We start from the raw sequence: 14,758 nt of genomic DNA, 5'->3' as shown, positions 1-14,758 counted from the left end.
GGGAGAAGCGGCTCGCCGCGTTCTGCGCCGCGCAGGGCTACTCCGGTAAGAAACCCGCCGCGGTGCTGCTGGCCCGTCTGCGCTCGGCACCCCCCGGCACCACCGACCCCGCTGTCTGCAACGGCGCGCGTGACGCCGTGCTCGCCCAGGTCGCGATGCTGACCGCGCTCGACACCGCGATCAAGACACTCGACCGCTCGATCGACGAAACGATGAATGCCCACCCCGACGGGGAAATCTTCCGGTCCTTCCCCCGCTCTGGCACCATCAACGCCGCCCAGATCCTCGCCGAGTGGGGCGACGCCCGAGACGCCTTCGACAGCCCGTACGCAGCGGCCGCCCTCGCCGGGATCACCCCGGTCACCAAAGCCTCGGGCAAACAATGCGGCGTGTCGTTTCGCTGGGCCTGCAACAAACGCCTGCGTCAAGCGATTACGACCTTCGCCGCGAACAGCCGCTTCTCCAGCCCCTGGGCCGCCGACATCTACAACCGCGCCCGCGCCTCGGGCAAAGACCACCCCCACGCCACCGCATCCTCGCCCGAGCATGGGTACGCGTCTGTGGCGCTGCTGGCGCAACGGCACACCTTACGATCCCGCCCTCCACGGCGGCACCCTGCAGGCCAGCGAACAACCCGCCGCCGCAGCCAGACTTCGATCTTGAGGTTGACACAGGGGGTGTCATTGCGCGAGGTCGTCGAGTTCGGCGAGGGCGTGTGGGAGGGCGTGGTGGAGCTTTTCGATGTCGGGCAGTGCGCTTCGGTTGGCAAGGAGCCCGATGTGGACGTTGTCGCGGTAGGGACAGGCGGCGATGGACAGGGCGTGCCCGGCGGGCAGCGGCACCAGGGGGTAGAGCTGGTGCAGGCGGGCGCCGTCCAGGGAGACCTCTATGTCGGGCAGGGGCACGTTGGTGATCACGGTGTCGAATAGCAGGTGTGCGGCGTGTGTGGCGATCGGAGTGAGGACCTGGTGCAGCAGCGGTGGCAGTTGGGAGGCCAGCACGGGCAGTGCACCGGCGCCGCGGGTGGGCCCGTTGGACTTGTTGCGGCGCATGGAGCTTTGAATCAATGCGAGCCTGGCGGAAGGATCGGGCTCGTGGACGGGTAGGTCGCAGAGGTAGGCGGAGAGCTGGTTGTTGGCTGAGTCGTTGGTCTGGCGGTGTTGCGCGGGAATGAGCGCGCGCAGGTCGAGCTCGTGGACCGGGTGTCCCCGGCTGGCCAGCCACTGCCGCAGGGCTCCGGTGACGATGGTGAGCACGATATCGTTCGTGGTGGCGCCGTAGCGACGCTTGATGCGGCGCAGATCTGCTCGGGGCAGGGTGACCATGTCGACGCGCTTGGCGGCGGTGTGCGGCGCTGCCAAGGGTGAGCGGTGGGCCGGCCGAAGGTGGCCGAGCACGGACGTGGCGATCTCGACCGTCTCAGGCCGACGCAACACCTGCAGGAAGTCGCTCGCGGCAGAGAGAGTCTCGTCGAACATCTGGCGCGCTTTCCCCGGGTTGCTCAGCATTGAGGCAGCGGAGCCGAGGTTACTCGGCGGGCTCGTGTGCTGGGGCGGGGTGTCCTCCGGGGTGAAGCCGTCCAGCAGGCCGAGGCCGAGCTCGACGGCACTCGCGCCATCGGCCAGCGCGTGGTGGAGCTTGACGAACACCGCGAAGCGGCCGCTCTCTAGACCCGTGATCACGTGGACTTCCCACAGCGGTCGGGAAACATCCAGCGGAGAGCTCATGAGTTCGGAGATCAGCGTTTCCAACTCGGGCTCCCCGCCCGGGGAGGGCAGGTGGTGCGCGACTACGTGGTTTTCCGCGTCGAAGCCGGGCTGGGGTTCCCAGTGGGCCTGGCCGGGTATGAGCCACGTTTTGTTGACGCGTAGCCGCAGGCGGGGTTGGCGTGAGGCCCGGTCGGCGATCAGCTCTACCAGCCGTGCTCCGTCGACCGGCCGACCAGGTCCGAAGACCGCGACGCCGCCGAGGTGCATAGGCGTGAGCTCCCGCTCCAGGCACAGGAACACCATGTCCAACGCGCTGATAGTCTGCCTCGCCATTTCCTACCCCACACCGTGATCGTTCTGCCGTCGCGACCTGTCAAACAGTGCTCGTTGCTGCTCTGAGCCCGCTATCGGAGGACACTTTCGTGGGAGTCCGCACATGATCCTGGGATCGTCACTCAGACGGGTGTGTCGGGAAGTGGTCGCGAGCAACCCTCGCTGTGAAACTCCCGTATTGGCCGACAGAGGCTCATCCCGCGGTCGTCGTGTAGCCAGGACGATCTCGTCGTACATCCCCGATGCTGACACAGCCGTCATGCGGTAGCCCTACACGATTTCGCGCTGGTCTCCGCGGTGCTCCGCAAGATCGTGGCCTGACGAGCTCGCACTTCCCATGGCCAGTCCCGCTCGACATGGACCCTGGACGGGCTGCAGGACTGTGGCCACGTTGATGGTGGCTTCGATCACGACGATTTCCGGGCAAGTGGGCGCTGTCCATGAGCCGTTGACCTTCGCCGACGGCCGCAGGCCCCTTGAGGACCGCGCCTGCGCAGGTTCGTCGTTCCAGCGCGTCGCACAGAGCGTCCATGCTGATCGCTGACACCCCGGGCGGGCAGTTCGCGCTGTGCCGGCAGGCGGACGACTCGACCTCCTGGCAGCCGCTCGCCCGGGTCCCCGTTCGGGCACACGAGTGCCGCACTCGACGACGTGTCATGGCAAGCGACGCACACCGCTGCGCATCGTTTACCTCCGTGACCGCCGAAGTGTTGCGGAGGTGGCTTCGTGGGCGCGGTGGCCAGCCCTGATGAACCGCGCTGTTCCCGGCTCGCGGCGGTCATGTCGGTGTGAGATAACTGCGGGTGGGTGGTGGGCGAGGCCAAGCGGGGCAAGAGCAACTTCCTCGGCGGCCTGCTGGGCCGAGATGTCCCGACCGTCGGCTCACTTCGCTCACCGCGCTGGCGACGTAGGCCATGGTGGGCTGCAACGCCCTCGTAAACGCCTCGCGGGCGAGCCGACGCCGCTGTCGGCCCTCGGGGAGTATGTCACCAAAAAAAGGGGGAACCTGGACAACCTGCGCGGCATCTCCCGCGTCGCGGTGCGTATGGATGCACCCTTACTGGCCGCCGAAAACCTCGGCAGCTGCGGCGAGTCTGAGCGGAAACCCGCCGGGCGCAGTGCGCCGCTCATGCGGAGGTACTCACCTTCGTGCTCGACAAGCTGGCGTCCTTCGAACACGGCGGCAGCATCGAGTCGTCCCTGACTCCTGGTGACCTTCGCCGAGCCCGGCCGACCGGGGGGAGACACCAATGATCCTGCGTTCAGTGGCAAGTCTTTCTATCACCGGTGTCGGTGTCGTGATCGGCACTTCGCTAGCAGTAGCTGATCAACTTGGAACCGCGGTTCAAGCGGCCGGAGGGGCCGTGAAAACCGCGTCAGGAGCAGCGACCTCCGCAGCTCGAGCGAGGGACGTCGTGCGTGACGCGATCGTGCCACGCACACACCCAGCAGTTTGGCACCGGAACGGGTGGGTGCACGTTCCCCTCGCCACACGCGGCAGGAACGGTGGGGAGGTACCCAAGCGCGAAGCTGAGGCGATAGCACAACAACTCGCCGGCCTTCCGAAGGTGCGCTTGGCGTACTGGAACCCTGGCTTGCGACGCCTGGTAGTTCAGTGCGTCGACGACGCGGCCACAGACCAGGCCGTTGACACCATTGCCGCAGCTGCGAAACAAAGCGGCTTGACCATGCGGGAGCAAGACGGCGCCCGGTCGGCACACCCAGGCGATCTCAGTGATGTCCGGATCGCCGCCATGACAATCGCGCTCAACACCGTGGGAGTGACCGCCGCGGTGGTCGGGCGGATGCTTCTGCTACCGCCGCTACCCCGCTGGGTCAAAGCCGCAAACGTGCTGCTGCGAGAGCATCCGGTCGCGCGCACAACGCTGCGTCGAGCAGCGGGGCGGCGTGGTTCGGAGATCCTGAGAGCCACCGTACATGCCGCAGTCAACGGCCTCGGTCAGGAGCCCGTGACACTGCTGTTGGATACGGCGTTGCGGGCGAATCAGCTGGCCGAGGCGGCGAATCGGGTGGCAGCCTTTCACGCCATGCACGATGAGCTCTGTGCCCCAACGCGAGGCAGTTCTCCGGCACCACCACGGCGGCAACGGCCATCGCGAGAGTCGGCATCGGAGATCTACAGCAGGAAGATAGTCAACGCCGGACTGCTCGCGGCTGCGGCCAGCTGGGTGGTGGCACCCAACATCAACGTGGCAGCCCAGACCGTGTCGGCAAGCTCACCCAGGGCGGCCCGATTCGGGCCAAGCGCGTTCCAAGCAGAGCTGGGCCGGTGCCTGGCCCAGGAGGGTGTGCTGGTGCGCGCCCCCGAGCGGCTGCGGTTGCTGGCCACGGTCGACACCGTGGTGCTGCATCCCAGTGCACTGTGCGGGAAACGTCGCGTCGTGTGGGATGTCCAGCCCACCGCCGATGAATGGAGCCGGCAACGGCTGTGGCAGGCGGCGAGCGCCGTGCTGACGCCTGTCGAATCATCGGGCTCCTCAGAGGCGCGGATGCGGCTGTCCCGCCTGCCCGATCTTGCGGAGACGGACTGGGTCACGGCGACAATGGACGGGACGACAACGGGCCAGGTGTTGGTCGGCTGGGAACTCGATCCGCACGCTGACGCCGTGCTGCGCGCTGCCCGCCAGGCGAACCTGCGGGTGGTGCTGGCAGGAGACCCGGGTCGTCCGGAACTGGCGGCGCTGATCGATGAGGTCACCAGCCACTCTCTGGCGGAAACGGTGCACCACCTCCAGGACGACCACCATGTGGTGCTCACTATCGCCTGCCCGACCGGGCACACCTCCGGGGCGACGGCCCGATCGGATGTGGTCCAGGGGCTGGCGAACAGCGACATCGCGCTCGCCATCGCGCACGACGACGGCTTGGTCGCCTGGGACGCGGACCTGCTCGCCAGCAACGGACTGCCCGGCGTGTGGCGGATGTTGACCGCGCTTCCCGAAGCCCGTCACACCGAGATCTCCGCCACGCGGTTGGCCAAAGCAAGCGCCGTAGTCGCCGGACTCCTACTGCTCACCGGCCGTACCGGCGGTCTGCTCTGGCGGCGTCTCACACTGGGACTCACGATCAGCCCAGTCAACCTCGCCGCCGCCAGCGCCCTGGTCATCGGCTGGCTAGCCGCGCGACGAGTCGCCTCACTAACCCCTCCCACAACAACAACCGCAAGACCCAACGAAACAACCACCACAGCGAACGGTGACATGTGGACACTCAACTGACGGATGACTGCTACGGCGTAGGCGGTCTCTGATCAGCCTGCGAGACCGACGATGCGGGCGCGGATGCCGTGCCCGCACCCGGGATCGTGCGCCGCAGTCCCGACCGTCGAAGGATCGGCCGAACTACTCGTATCCGGAGGCAGCGAACACCGATGCCTCTTCAGCACCCTCCCGGACGCGGCGGATGCGCTAGTCATTCGCAACGGGACCATCGGTAACCGGGCTACTCCGAGGCCGTACTGCCGGCACGCTGTGCGACCGCAACACCCTGTGCCGCTCGAAAAGTCATCGCCGCACGTCAGGCTGCGTAGCGGTACTCGTTGACCACGCCGCCGAGGACTCGGGTGCGCACGACCCGGCGGGCGTCGAGGTCATGCACGGCAACGGGGTGGTCGTGAGCGTCGGGCGGTAGCTGGTTGCGGGCCTGAGGGGGCCGGTGCCCGTTGTAGTGCCGCTGGTAGGCGGCAAGCACACGCTGGGCACGGAACTCGTTCAGGACCAAGACGTGGTCGAGGACTTCGCGCCTGAGACCGCCGATGACCCGTTCGCAATGAGCGTTCATCCGCGGTGCCCGCGGGGCGCTCTTGAGGATCTCCACGTCCTCGGCTTCGAAGACGGCGTCGAAGGCGCGGGAGTACTTCCCGTCGCGGTCGCGCAGCAGAAAACGCAAGGACCCGAAACGGATGCCCAGGTCGGCGGCGAGATTCCGGACCTGCCGCACGGCCCACTACCGGGTCGGATAGGCGGTGACGCCGGTGATGTGCAGCCGCCGCGTGCCGTGCTCGAAGAACGCCAGCGCGTACAGCCTCCTGCCCAGCACGGTGTCGACGTGCAGGAAGTCTGCCGCGATGATGCCCTCGGCCTGCGCGGTGAGGAACTCGCGCCAGGTTGGGCCGGAGCGACGCGGGGCCGGGTCGATGCCCGCCGCGTTCCCTGCTGGCGCGGGTCGGCCTGTTCTCCCGGGCTCCGCCACGTGTGGCAGGACGTTGCGCTTGATCGAGTGAAATCGGGTTCTCCGCCGCATCTCTGAGGCTGTCGTGGCCGTTGCACGACGTTGCATGACGAGATCGGAGTGATGGTGCGGAGTTTCCCTGTGCGTGCGCCCGGAGCAGCCCAGTTCGGCGGCGCGGTGCCCGACGGCCCGCATCAGAGGGAGGCCGCCATCAGCATTCAGACGCTCGCCGATCGCGCGCATGGAGTTCTCGATCCGGTCATCCTCGTCGGTGGGGACCGTCTCCCCCCTGGCCTCCAGTTCCTCTGCGAGTTGGTCGTAGGTGTTGACCAGCGCGGCGACCTCGTGCGCGAGGGCTTCGTACTGCTCAGCGAGCAAGGCGGGCATGGCCGGGGACTGTAGGGCACGGATATCACCACCCGACGTGACTCTGTGCCTGCGCTGTCGTGTGCCCTGACGGCTGCTCAGTCGTTCACGAGCATCGGGCTGCCGGTGAGCTTCACGCCTGCCTTGCGCAGGTCCTCCACGGCCGCGTCGGTGGTCTTCGCGGCGACGGCCGCGGTCAGGTCGAGCAGGACCCGCGCCTCGAAGCCCTCGCGGACCGCGTCCAGGGCCGTGGCCCGCACGCAGTGGTCGGTGGCGATGCCGACGACGTCCACCTGGCGGACGTCGTGCTCGCGCAGCCAATCGGCCAGTGAACTCCCGGCCTCGTTGATGCCGAGGAACCCGCTGTAGGCGGCTGCGTAGTGGCCCTTGTAGAAGACCTCGTCGACGGCACCCGATGCGACGACGGGCTCGAAGTTCGGGTGGAACTCGCTGCCTTCGCTCCCCTGCACGCAGTGGGGCGGCCAGGAGTGCACGAAGTCCGGGCGCTCAGAGAAGTGGTCGCCCGGGTCGATGTGGTGGTCGCGCGTGGCGACGACGAGGCTGTAGCCCGTCTGCCGGTTCACGAGGTCGGCGATGGCAGCAGCCACGTCCGCGCCGCCGGACACGGGAACGCTGCCGCCCTCGCAGAAGTCGTTCTGCACGTCGATGACGATCAAAGCTCGGTTCAAGGGGTAACCGCCTTTTCGATGGAGGACTGGTCGGCACTGGGGCACGGGTGAAGGGCCCGCCCACGACGCGAGGACGGGGCATGCTCGGGCCACGGCGAACGAACCCTACAAGAAAACTACACAACGTACCGAGTCAGATGCACAAAGTAGCTACATCGGCACTTGTTGGTTTCGGGGTCGGTCAGCACCGTCTCGCCGTTGACCTTGAACTCCCCGGTGGCAGCAGCCGTACCGGTCGTCCCCATCCCCAGGGCCAGTGCGGCCACCATCGCCAGCACGGCGCCCGTCCTTCGTTGAGCGGGCCTCGACGGTGTCGAGCTCGACCAGGCGGCGCTGCTGGTCGACGCCGTACACCTGCGTGCCAGTCACGGCGAAGCCACCGCGTTCGGCGCGCAGCAACACCCGGTGCACCGACCAGCAGCGCCGCCTGGTCCTCGACCTCGCGAGCGGGTGCCGGCTCAACGGGCAGCGCGAGCTTGCCAACGGCTGTCGTCGCGGCGGGCCCGGCGAACGCCGAAGGTCAGCGGCCCCGTGCTAGTCGCGGGACTACCGAATGTGGTACTGGACGTAGCGGACGACGTCGTTCACGGTCCGCAACTTCTCCACGTCGGCTTCGGTGATTTTGATGCCGAACTCCCCCTCGATCGCCTCCGCCAGCTCCACCACGGCCAGCTCGTCAGCGCCGAGGTCGTCGACGAGTAGGGCCATGAGTCCATGTGCTCCTTTTTGACGCCCAAGTTCTCGGCGGTGATCTTGATGACCCGATCCTCGATGGTCGACACCGTGGGGCTCCCGTCCGCCGGTCCGCATGTGGGAGTGATCATGGGGGTCGGAGCGCACGGGCGCGAAGAGGCTCGCGCGGCATTCACCCACCCGGTAGGGCGGTAGCGCCACTCCAGCAGCAGCTAGTGCCGGGGGAAGCCCGTGCTCCGATCACGCGCAGGAATAGCGCACACCTCGAATACCGACCGGTTCCCGGTGTGAGCGCGATCGAATGACCCATGCCACCAGCTCATCGCCGTCGGGCCCGAACAGCTCCCTCCGGGCCCGACGGCGTTGGTCAGCTGAGGTCCAGCCCGATTTCGCCGAACTCAATCCTGGCCATCGTTGGGGTTCTTTCCTGGTGGATTACCGCCTGCTCGACCACGGCTCCCGCATCTCGACTGAAACGGCGTGGCGAACGTGCGCAACACGTGTCGCATTTCGTATGATCACCTGGACCGCTTCTGAACTGCGCGGATGTACCCCGCAACACTCGCGGTACCCGGAGAGCGCCGTTCTCATGGGGTGCGCGGCCGTTTCTGACCCGATTATCAGGTGTAAGTGCAGTTCACAAGGCGTAAGGGGCGGGTACCTGCCGGTGCGACACCTGTCGCACCGGGCATTGGGACGTACTGGTCCTTCGTGCGAGTCTGCCTATTACGTCTTGCGCCGAGTCCTGGCGGCCCGGGCCTGTTCGACACTGGCCTGCAGGGCGTCCATGAGGTTGGCGACGGCCGTCGAGCGTGGTGGCGGCACGGCCTTCTCTATCGGCTCGTCAGCCCGCTTTGGCGTCGAGGAGCTCGCGGACCTTCTGCTGGTAGGTGTCCCGGTATTCGCACGGGTCCCAGCCGATCGCCATGGTCTCGATCAACTGAACCGCGGTGTCGAGCTCACCTTGGGAGCCGTTTTTCTGCTCGGGCAGGATGCCGCCAAGGTGCTGGTGCGGATCGCGGATTTCGTCAGCCCAGTGGAGTAAGCAGAGATTGCAGAACGTCTCCCCAGGTATCAAGGCAGCCAGGTGCTGCTTGTTGCGCAGGACCAAGGTTGCGATGCCCGCTCGGTGGGCCTTGCACAACGCGTTTCGCAGCAACGCAAAGACCTTGCCGTACTCAGGAGCGCCGGGAGCGAGATAGTAGGTGTCACGCACGTAGATGGGGTCGAGGTCGACGAGGTCGACGACCTCCAATGACCGGCTGCGGCCGGGAGCGATGTCCTCCAGCTCGGTGGGCTCGACGACCACCCAGCCGTGCTCGGTGGGATAGCCCTTGACGATCTCGGTGTAGGGGACCTCTTCGCCGGTGCGTTCGTTGACGCGCTTGTGCCGCACCCGGTCGGGCGGTTCCGCGCTGGATCTGGTGAAACGGATCGTGTGGTCCTCGGTCGCACTGAAGACCTGCACCGGTATGGCCACGAGGCCGAAAGTTATCTGGAGGGATGACAGGGTTTCCACTGGTCAGCGACATGTCGTCGAGTGAGGCACGTTTGGCACTCGTCGGTTGTCGACCCCGAGATCACCCGATCAAGTGCAACGTCCTGCCACACGCGATGGAGCCCGGGAGTACGGCGTAGAGCAACACCGCCGTCCGCTGGGCGCACATTGACCAGGTACCTCGGTGATTCTGCCGCCGTTACACGGGTATCCCATCAGGGGAACCACTGACCGGCACTGATTGCCGTTGTCTGCCACCGATCTGGGGGGAGAAGACTATGGCCACCGACGACACTGCCCACTGTGAGGCCGAGGACGACGAGGCCGGGACTCGCGGCTCACTTCTCAAATACAGGGGCAAGGACAACAGGACAGGGGCGCTGGGCGGCGGCCAGCCTTTCCTGCTGTACTGGTGCAAGGAAGCGTTCGGCATTTCCAGGTCGGTCAAGGACGGGCCGAGTGGTGCATCGACGTAGCCACGGTCGTCTTCGCGCCAGGTGCCGACGGGGTCCGCGGCGCGTATGCGGGCGATGACACCGTCGACGACGTAGTTGCCTAGCGAGGCTGGTTCTCAGCGCGGATCACGCGTCGGAGGCTGGCGCGTGTTGCCCGGCATTCAAAATGAACATGACGGCGGCGCTGTAGATGAACACGAACAGGGCACCGTTCGTGCTCACGGTGACGCCGTCATGCTCATCGTGCCGGCCCTCGCCCTCCGTGCCGGTGACCAACTGCGGACACACTGATCCCACGACATGTCCGTGCTGATCGTGGTCCTGGATCGTCCATAGTCGACGGACGGCCAGGCGATGTGCTGCCGTCACGGTGAACATGACGGATCAGGAGCGGTCAGCCCTGTGCTGGGCGGGCGCGCGTGGTGTTCATTCTGCCGCCGGCGACGAAGCTCTTGGGCGTGCTCACCGTCAATGCCGCCGACAGGGCTCCACGTCCTCATCCAGAACGCCGGACAACACCGCGGGCGGCAGCCAAATCGTCTCGAGCGATCAGTGCCTCACAGCTCCCGGATACTCGTCAGGCACACCAACAGGATCCCCAAAGTGCTCGCATGCCTGAGGCCGGAGCGGACCTCCAGATAACAACAGTGCAGACGCCGATCCTGGTGGTTAATTGGTTCAGGCTGCCAGGCTGAGTTCGAGGCGGGAGAGGTGGCTGGTGCGGGTCCGGTCGAGCGGGTGGCCGTTCCACCAAGCGTCGAGTCTGATCAGGTTCAGTGCGGCGGCTGAGTAGACGTGGTCGAGGTGGGTCTTGGCCAGGCCTCGGTAGCGGGCACGGCGTAGTCCGGTGACGGCCGTGGCCTGGCGGATCGTGCCTTCGACGCCCGCGCGGAGGGCGTAGTCCTTCTGCCAGTCCTGGGTCTCCTGCTCGGCGCGGGCCCGTCGCAGTGCCTCGGTCATCTCCCTGGGATGTAAGGAGATCTGTCGGCGTCCGCTTTTCGCGGTGGTGCACTGCGCCCGATGTGGGCAGGAGCCACAGACCGTCTTGGAGAACGTGACCACCGTCTTGGGGACCCCGTCTTGGACACAAGGAGTCCACGACGAGCTGAGTTGTCCAGCCGGGCAGGTCACCCGTTGGGCCTGCCAGTCGACGGCGAAGTCCGACGCGGCGAATCCCTCGTGGGCCTTGGCCTGGCGGGAGCGGTCCAGCAGCACAGGGGTGATCAGCGCGATGCCGAAGTTCTCCAGGGACCCCACGATCAGTTCGGCGGACGGGTAACCGGAATCAAGGTAGTGCTCGTCGGGCAGCAGATCCCGTTTCCGCAGAGCCTGATGGATCGGTTCGAGCATCGTGCTGTCAGAGACGGTGGCGTCGGTCGTGGCGACGTTCGTGATCAGATTCGGCTTCTGCGCGGCAGGACAGCGACAGCCGGCATCCTCGGCGGGTTCCGTCGGGGCGGGAGCCGCACAGGTCTCACTGATGTGGACCTTGAAGCCGTTCCAGAACATATCCCGCTTGACGCCCCAACGGGCGTCGGTGTCGTAGGGTGAGGTCAAGCGCCGACAGCCGGGCGGGAGACCACCATCCTTATCGATGTCATTCCCCCGCCGCTTGATCACCTCTCGTCCATTCCTGGCCACGGTGCGCGTGTAGTTCTGGACCAGCACCACGCGCAGGATCTCCACGGCCGGGAGTTCACGCAGCCACGTCGGCGAGGCGCGCGCGTAGACGGCTGCCAGTAACGTGAAGCCGTCTTTGCCGTAGGACAGGGCGAGTTCGTCCTTCTTGGTCTGCGAGGCCGGCAAGCGCCAGGTGTCGATCCGCTGCTGGTAACGCCGGCTCCAGCCCGGAACGTCGAGCACCTCGGCCACCCAATGCGGGGCCGCGGCGGACAGGGCTTCCAGACAAGCCCGCACCGCCTCACCCGCCAACTCCAGCCGGTTGAGGTCCCGCACCGCGGCGATCACATGCGTGGAGTCCGTGCGTTGCTTGCCACCAGCGGTGACCAAGCCCTTGTCCCGCAACACCGCCAGCAGCAGGTCCAGGGCCTTCTCCTCCAGCCGGTGCCGGACAACGCGGGCACGGAACTCGCTGAGCACCGTGTGGTCGAAACCGGGGTCGGTCAACTCCAGCCCCAGCGCGTATTTCCAGACGAGGTTGGTGCGCACCGCGTCGGCGGCCTGTCGGTCGGTCAGATCCTCCGCCTTCTGCAGCACCGTGATCATGGCGAGCATGCCCGGCGACCAGCCGGGCTTGCCACGAGCCCCGAACGCCGTGGCGAACTCAGCGTCCGCGAACAGCTCACCGAGCTGATCACGGACCTGCACAGCCAACGGCACCTCACGTCGCCCGCTGTACATCGCCCGGATCGCCGCGGCGATCTCCGGGACCGGCTCCGGCCAGGGCTGCGGCTGCACCGACACCACGATCTCCATCCTGCGGCCAGACACCACAAGACTGCCGCAAGATCATCATCCCGGGCCTACCCAACACACCCTCACCCAACCCGAGAATTAACCACCAGGGTCGACGCCGTCCCTAAAACACAGCATGCCGAGGATGATGACCCGCTGTGCGATGAGGCGTACCGACTCGACGCCGAACACTGGAACCTGTACCAACGTCCGATCTCAGCCGACACGCTCCGCCGAAAACTCGGCATCGGCTCGACCCGAGCCCGCGCCCTCATCCACCACATCCGACAGCAGCGCTCGCTGCGCGTATTGGCAGCGGCGGCAGAACCGCCCGCACGCGGGGATGGTCCGGCAGTTCGGGCGCGGCTCAGCCGCCGACTCGGCACCGGCCCGGTCCAGTCGCACCGTGACCGCGCCGTCGGCCGCGACGACCGTGCGCTCGCGGGCGTGGCCCCACGGCCGCAGCATCCCGCCTCACGAAGGGCAGGCCAGCCGGCCGGCGTCCAGGTCCGCCGAGCCGCTCGGGCGTCGATGACTTCGATCATGTCCCATCCCCGCGAGCATCCAGGAGGATCAGCGCCCACGACAACGGGGCAACCGGTGTTGCACCCTGCCGCACCCACCGACCGCCGGACAACCCCGGCCATCACCGTTGCCGACCGCCGCCAGCGTGTACCGTGCCATAACTTGCCCCTCGGTTGGTGACCAGGGGTTTCGTCGAGCTCTGTGATCAGGCCATGATCACGGATCATGGTGTTTCGACTGGTGTACATGGCACTGATGACGGTGTTCGGTTGGCTGGGGCTGCTCGCCCGGCGTACCGCGGCCAAGGACGTCGAGATCCTGGTGTTGCGACATGAAGTGGCGGTGTTACGCCGCCAGGTCGGTCGACGCCCGCGTCCGTCGTGGCCGGATCGCGCCCTCCTGTCCGCGCTGACCCGTCTCCTGCCTCGCAGCGTGCGACTGTGGCGGATCGTCACCCCCGCCACGCTCCTGGCCTGGCACCGGCGCCTGATCGCCAAAAAGTGGACGTATCCCTCGCGGACAGGTCGCCCGCCAATCAGCACCGAAATCCGCGATCTGGTTGTCCGTTTAGCTCGCGAAAATCCCAAATAGGGCCATCGTCGCATCCAAGGCGAGCTGGTCGGCCTCGGGCATCACGTCGGCGCGGGAACGACCCGCCGCATCCTCCAGCAGTCCCGCCTCGGCCCGGCCCCGCGCGGAACGGACACCTCGTGGCGCAGCTTCCTGCGCGCTCAGGCATCCGGGCTGCCGGCGGTCGATATCTTCCACGTCGACACCATCAGTCTTCGTCGGCTGCATGTCCTGTTAGTGACGGAGATTCGTACCCGCACCGTGCACATTCTCGGTGTCCCCGCGCACCCGACCGGCGCCTGGACCACCCAGGTCGCCCGTAACCTCCTGATCGACCTCGGCGAACGAGCCGCATCATTCCGGTTCCACATCCGTGACCGCGACACCAAGTACACACCAGAGTTCGAGGCGGTCCTCGCGTCCGAGGATGTGAAGGTCATCAAGACCCCACCGCGGACACCTCGGGCGAACTGCTACGCCGAGCGATTCGTCCGCACCGTCCGCGAGGAATGCACCGACCAGCTCCTGATCTACCACGAACGGCACGCCATGACGGTGCTATGTGAGTACGCGGACCACTTCAACACCCACCGTCCACATCAGAGCCTCGACCAACACCCACCTACGCACGATCCCACGACGGTGATTTCGAACGACCCTCCCATCCTCTGCCGTAAGGTCCTCGGCGGCTTGATCAACGAGTACACCCGAGCCGCTTGATACCAACCAGAAAACCCAGGTCAGGCCCATAATCTGGGTTTTGGCACGGCACAGGCGGTGACCATGTCCGGCATTCGTCGCACGGTGCTTGACCTGGTCGCCGCCGGTCGTCCGATCGCTCAGGATCTCGATGCCGTCGTCAGACGATCTATCTCTGCCGGAGCCAGGAGTTGATCGACACCGATCAGCGACCCGGTATCACCAGCACAGACCAGAAAGATCTCCTCGCCGGCGCATCGCCAAACTCGAAACAGAACTGGCCGTCACCAAGCGCGCCACTGAGTTCCCGAGAAAGGATGTGTCCACAAAGGAATATTCGAGGCCATCGCAATGATGACTTCAGAGGGTTACCCGGTTCAGGTCGCCTGCCGCGTCCAGGACGTCTCGAACTCGGGTTACTACGCCTGGCGCAACCGGCCTCCTCGCCGTGTAGTAGTAGGTGTGCGCCGTCGACGACCGCCACCGCTCTCCCCTGGACGTCGGAGTCGTCGCGGTGCAACCCGCTCCCTGAGCCGACCTGATGCACCGGTCACGTCATAGGCAGGGAACCTCGTAAGGGCGGTTCGGGATGAATCACGACCATTCATCCGCGGG

At 66.5% G+C, this 14,758-nt stretch carries 15 protein-coding genes and 1 pseudogene; 5 read left to right on the top strand and 11 right to left on the bottom strand.

All coding sequences use genetic code 11. From position 1 onward, the window contains the following. Positions 1-155 precede the first annotated feature (155 nt). Positions 156-428: pseudogene (locus ACRXBZ_RS39310) on the top strand (transposase); the annotation flags it as partial. A 252-nt stretch (positions 429-680) separates the two neighbouring features. Here ACRXBZ_RS39310 and ACRXBZ_RS39305 read toward each other — a convergent pair. Next, positions 681-2,042 (bottom strand): wax ester/triacylglycerol synthase family O-acyltransferase, encoded by a 1,362-nt coding sequence (locus tag ACRXBZ_RS39305; protein WP_433883399.1) that lies wholly within the window; start codon positions 2,040-2,042, stop codon positions 681-683. A gap of 1,754 nt (positions 2,043-3,796) precedes the next feature. Between ACRXBZ_RS39305 and ACRXBZ_RS39300 the strand changes: the two genes are divergently transcribed. Beyond that, positions 3,797-5,281 (top strand): hypothetical protein, encoded by a 1,485-nt coding sequence (locus ACRXBZ_RS39300; protein ID WP_433883398.1) that lies wholly within the window; start codon positions 3,797-3,799, stop codon positions 5,279-5,281. A gap of 298 nt (positions 5,282-5,579) precedes the next feature. On the opposite strand, the gene ACRXBZ_RS39295 is transcribed toward ACRXBZ_RS39300, so the two are convergent. The 6 genes from ACRXBZ_RS39295 to ku all read right to left on the bottom strand — a co-directional run bounded on the left by ACRXBZ_RS39295 (position 5,580) and on the right by ku (position 9,500). After that, positions 5,580-6,002: an integrase core domain-containing protein gene (locus ACRXBZ_RS39295; RefSeq protein ID WP_433883397.1), complete on the bottom strand. Its 423-nt coding sequence runs from the start codon at positions 6,000-6,002 to the stop codon at positions 5,580-5,582. 6 nt (positions 6,003-6,008) lie between these two features. Beyond that, the gene (locus tag ACRXBZ_RS39290) at positions 6,009-6,620 is read right to left on the bottom strand and encodes a hypothetical protein (RefSeq protein WP_433883396.1); all 612 of its coding nucleotides are present in this window, start codon (positions 6,618-6,620) and stop codon (positions 6,009-6,011) included. A 77-nt stretch (positions 6,621-6,697) separates the two neighbouring features. Then, positions 6,698-7,288: an isochorismatase family protein gene (locus ACRXBZ_RS39285; protein WP_433883395.1), complete on the bottom strand. Its 591-nt coding sequence runs from the start codon at positions 7,286-7,288 to the stop codon at positions 6,698-6,700. A 116-nt stretch (positions 7,289-7,404) separates the two neighbouring features. Next, on the bottom strand, positions 7,405-7,566 hold the full coding sequence (locus tag ACRXBZ_RS39280) for a hypothetical protein (protein ID WP_433883394.1): 162 nt from the start codon (positions 7,564-7,566) through the stop codon (positions 7,405-7,407). Between the two features lie 268 nt (positions 7,567-7,834). Continuing rightward, entirely contained in the window at positions 7,835-7,996 is a 162-nt protein-coding gene (locus tag ACRXBZ_RS39275; RefSeq protein WP_433883393.1) for an acyl carrier protein, read from the bottom strand. Positions 7,997-8,825: 829 nt separating this feature from the next. Next, positions 8,826-9,500, bottom strand: a complete 675-nt coding sequence (gene ku, locus ACRXBZ_RS39270) for a non-homologous end joining protein Ku (protein WP_490885434.1) — start codon at positions 9,498-9,500, stop codon at positions 8,826-8,828. Between the two features lie 257 nt (positions 9,501-9,757). On the opposite strand from ku, the gene ACRXBZ_RS39265 reads away from it, so the two are divergent. Beyond that, positions 9,758-9,955: a hypothetical protein gene (locus tag ACRXBZ_RS39265; protein WP_433883391.1), complete on the top strand. Its 198-nt coding sequence runs from the start codon at positions 9,758-9,760 to the stop codon at positions 9,953-9,955. Positions 9,956-10,060: 105 nt separating this feature from the next. Here the strand turns inward: ACRXBZ_RS39265 and ACRXBZ_RS39260 are convergent, their stop codons facing one another. From ACRXBZ_RS39260 to ACRXBZ_RS39250, 3 genes are all read right to left on the bottom strand, one after another. Continuing rightward, positions 10,061-10,312: a hypothetical protein gene (locus tag ACRXBZ_RS39260; RefSeq protein WP_433883390.1), complete on the bottom strand. Its 252-nt coding sequence runs from the start codon at positions 10,310-10,312 to the stop codon at positions 10,061-10,063. 300 nt (positions 10,313-10,612) lie between these two features. After that, on the bottom strand, positions 10,613-12,385 hold the full coding sequence (locus ACRXBZ_RS39255; RefSeq protein WP_433883389.1) for an IS1182 family transposase: 1,773 nt from the start codon (positions 12,383-12,385) through the stop codon (positions 10,613-10,615). 180 nt (positions 12,386-12,565) lie between these two features. Further along, positions 12,566-12,817, bottom strand: a complete 252-nt coding sequence (locus tag ACRXBZ_RS39250) for a hypothetical protein (RefSeq protein WP_433883388.1) — start codon at positions 12,815-12,817, stop codon at positions 12,566-12,568. A gap of 303 nt (positions 12,818-13,120) precedes the next feature. On the opposite strand from ACRXBZ_RS39250, the gene ACRXBZ_RS39245 reads away from it, so the two are divergent. Then, entirely contained in the window at positions 13,121-13,465 is a 345-nt protein-coding gene (locus ACRXBZ_RS39245; RefSeq protein WP_433884107.1) for an integrase, read from the top strand. Here ACRXBZ_RS39245 and ACRXBZ_RS39240 read toward each other — a convergent pair. Further along, positions 13,442-13,642: a hypothetical protein gene (locus tag ACRXBZ_RS39240; RefSeq protein ID WP_433883387.1), complete on the bottom strand. Its 201-nt coding sequence runs from the start codon at positions 13,640-13,642 to the stop codon at positions 13,442-13,444. The two genes, ACRXBZ_RS39245 and ACRXBZ_RS39240, sit on opposite strands and share 24 nt — an antisense overlap. A 39-nt stretch (positions 13,643-13,681) precedes the next feature. Here ACRXBZ_RS39240 and ACRXBZ_RS39235 point away from each other — a divergent pair, with 39 nt between their 5' ends. After that, the gene (locus tag ACRXBZ_RS39235; RefSeq protein WP_433883386.1) at positions 13,682-14,164 is read left to right on the top strand and encodes an integrase core domain-containing protein; all 483 of its coding nucleotides are present in this window, start codon (positions 13,682-13,684) and stop codon (positions 14,162-14,164) included. Positions 14,165-14,758: the final 594 nt, after the last annotated feature.

The organism is Saccharopolyspora hattusasensis (genome assembly GCF_050972075.1).
Classification (GTDB): Bacteria; Actinomycetota; Actinomycetes; order Mycobacteriales; family Pseudonocardiaceae; genus Saccharopolyspora; species Saccharopolyspora hattusasensis.
Note: the sequence above shows the minus strand (reverse complement) of the source record. Positions and strands in the feature narration are given on the sequence as shown.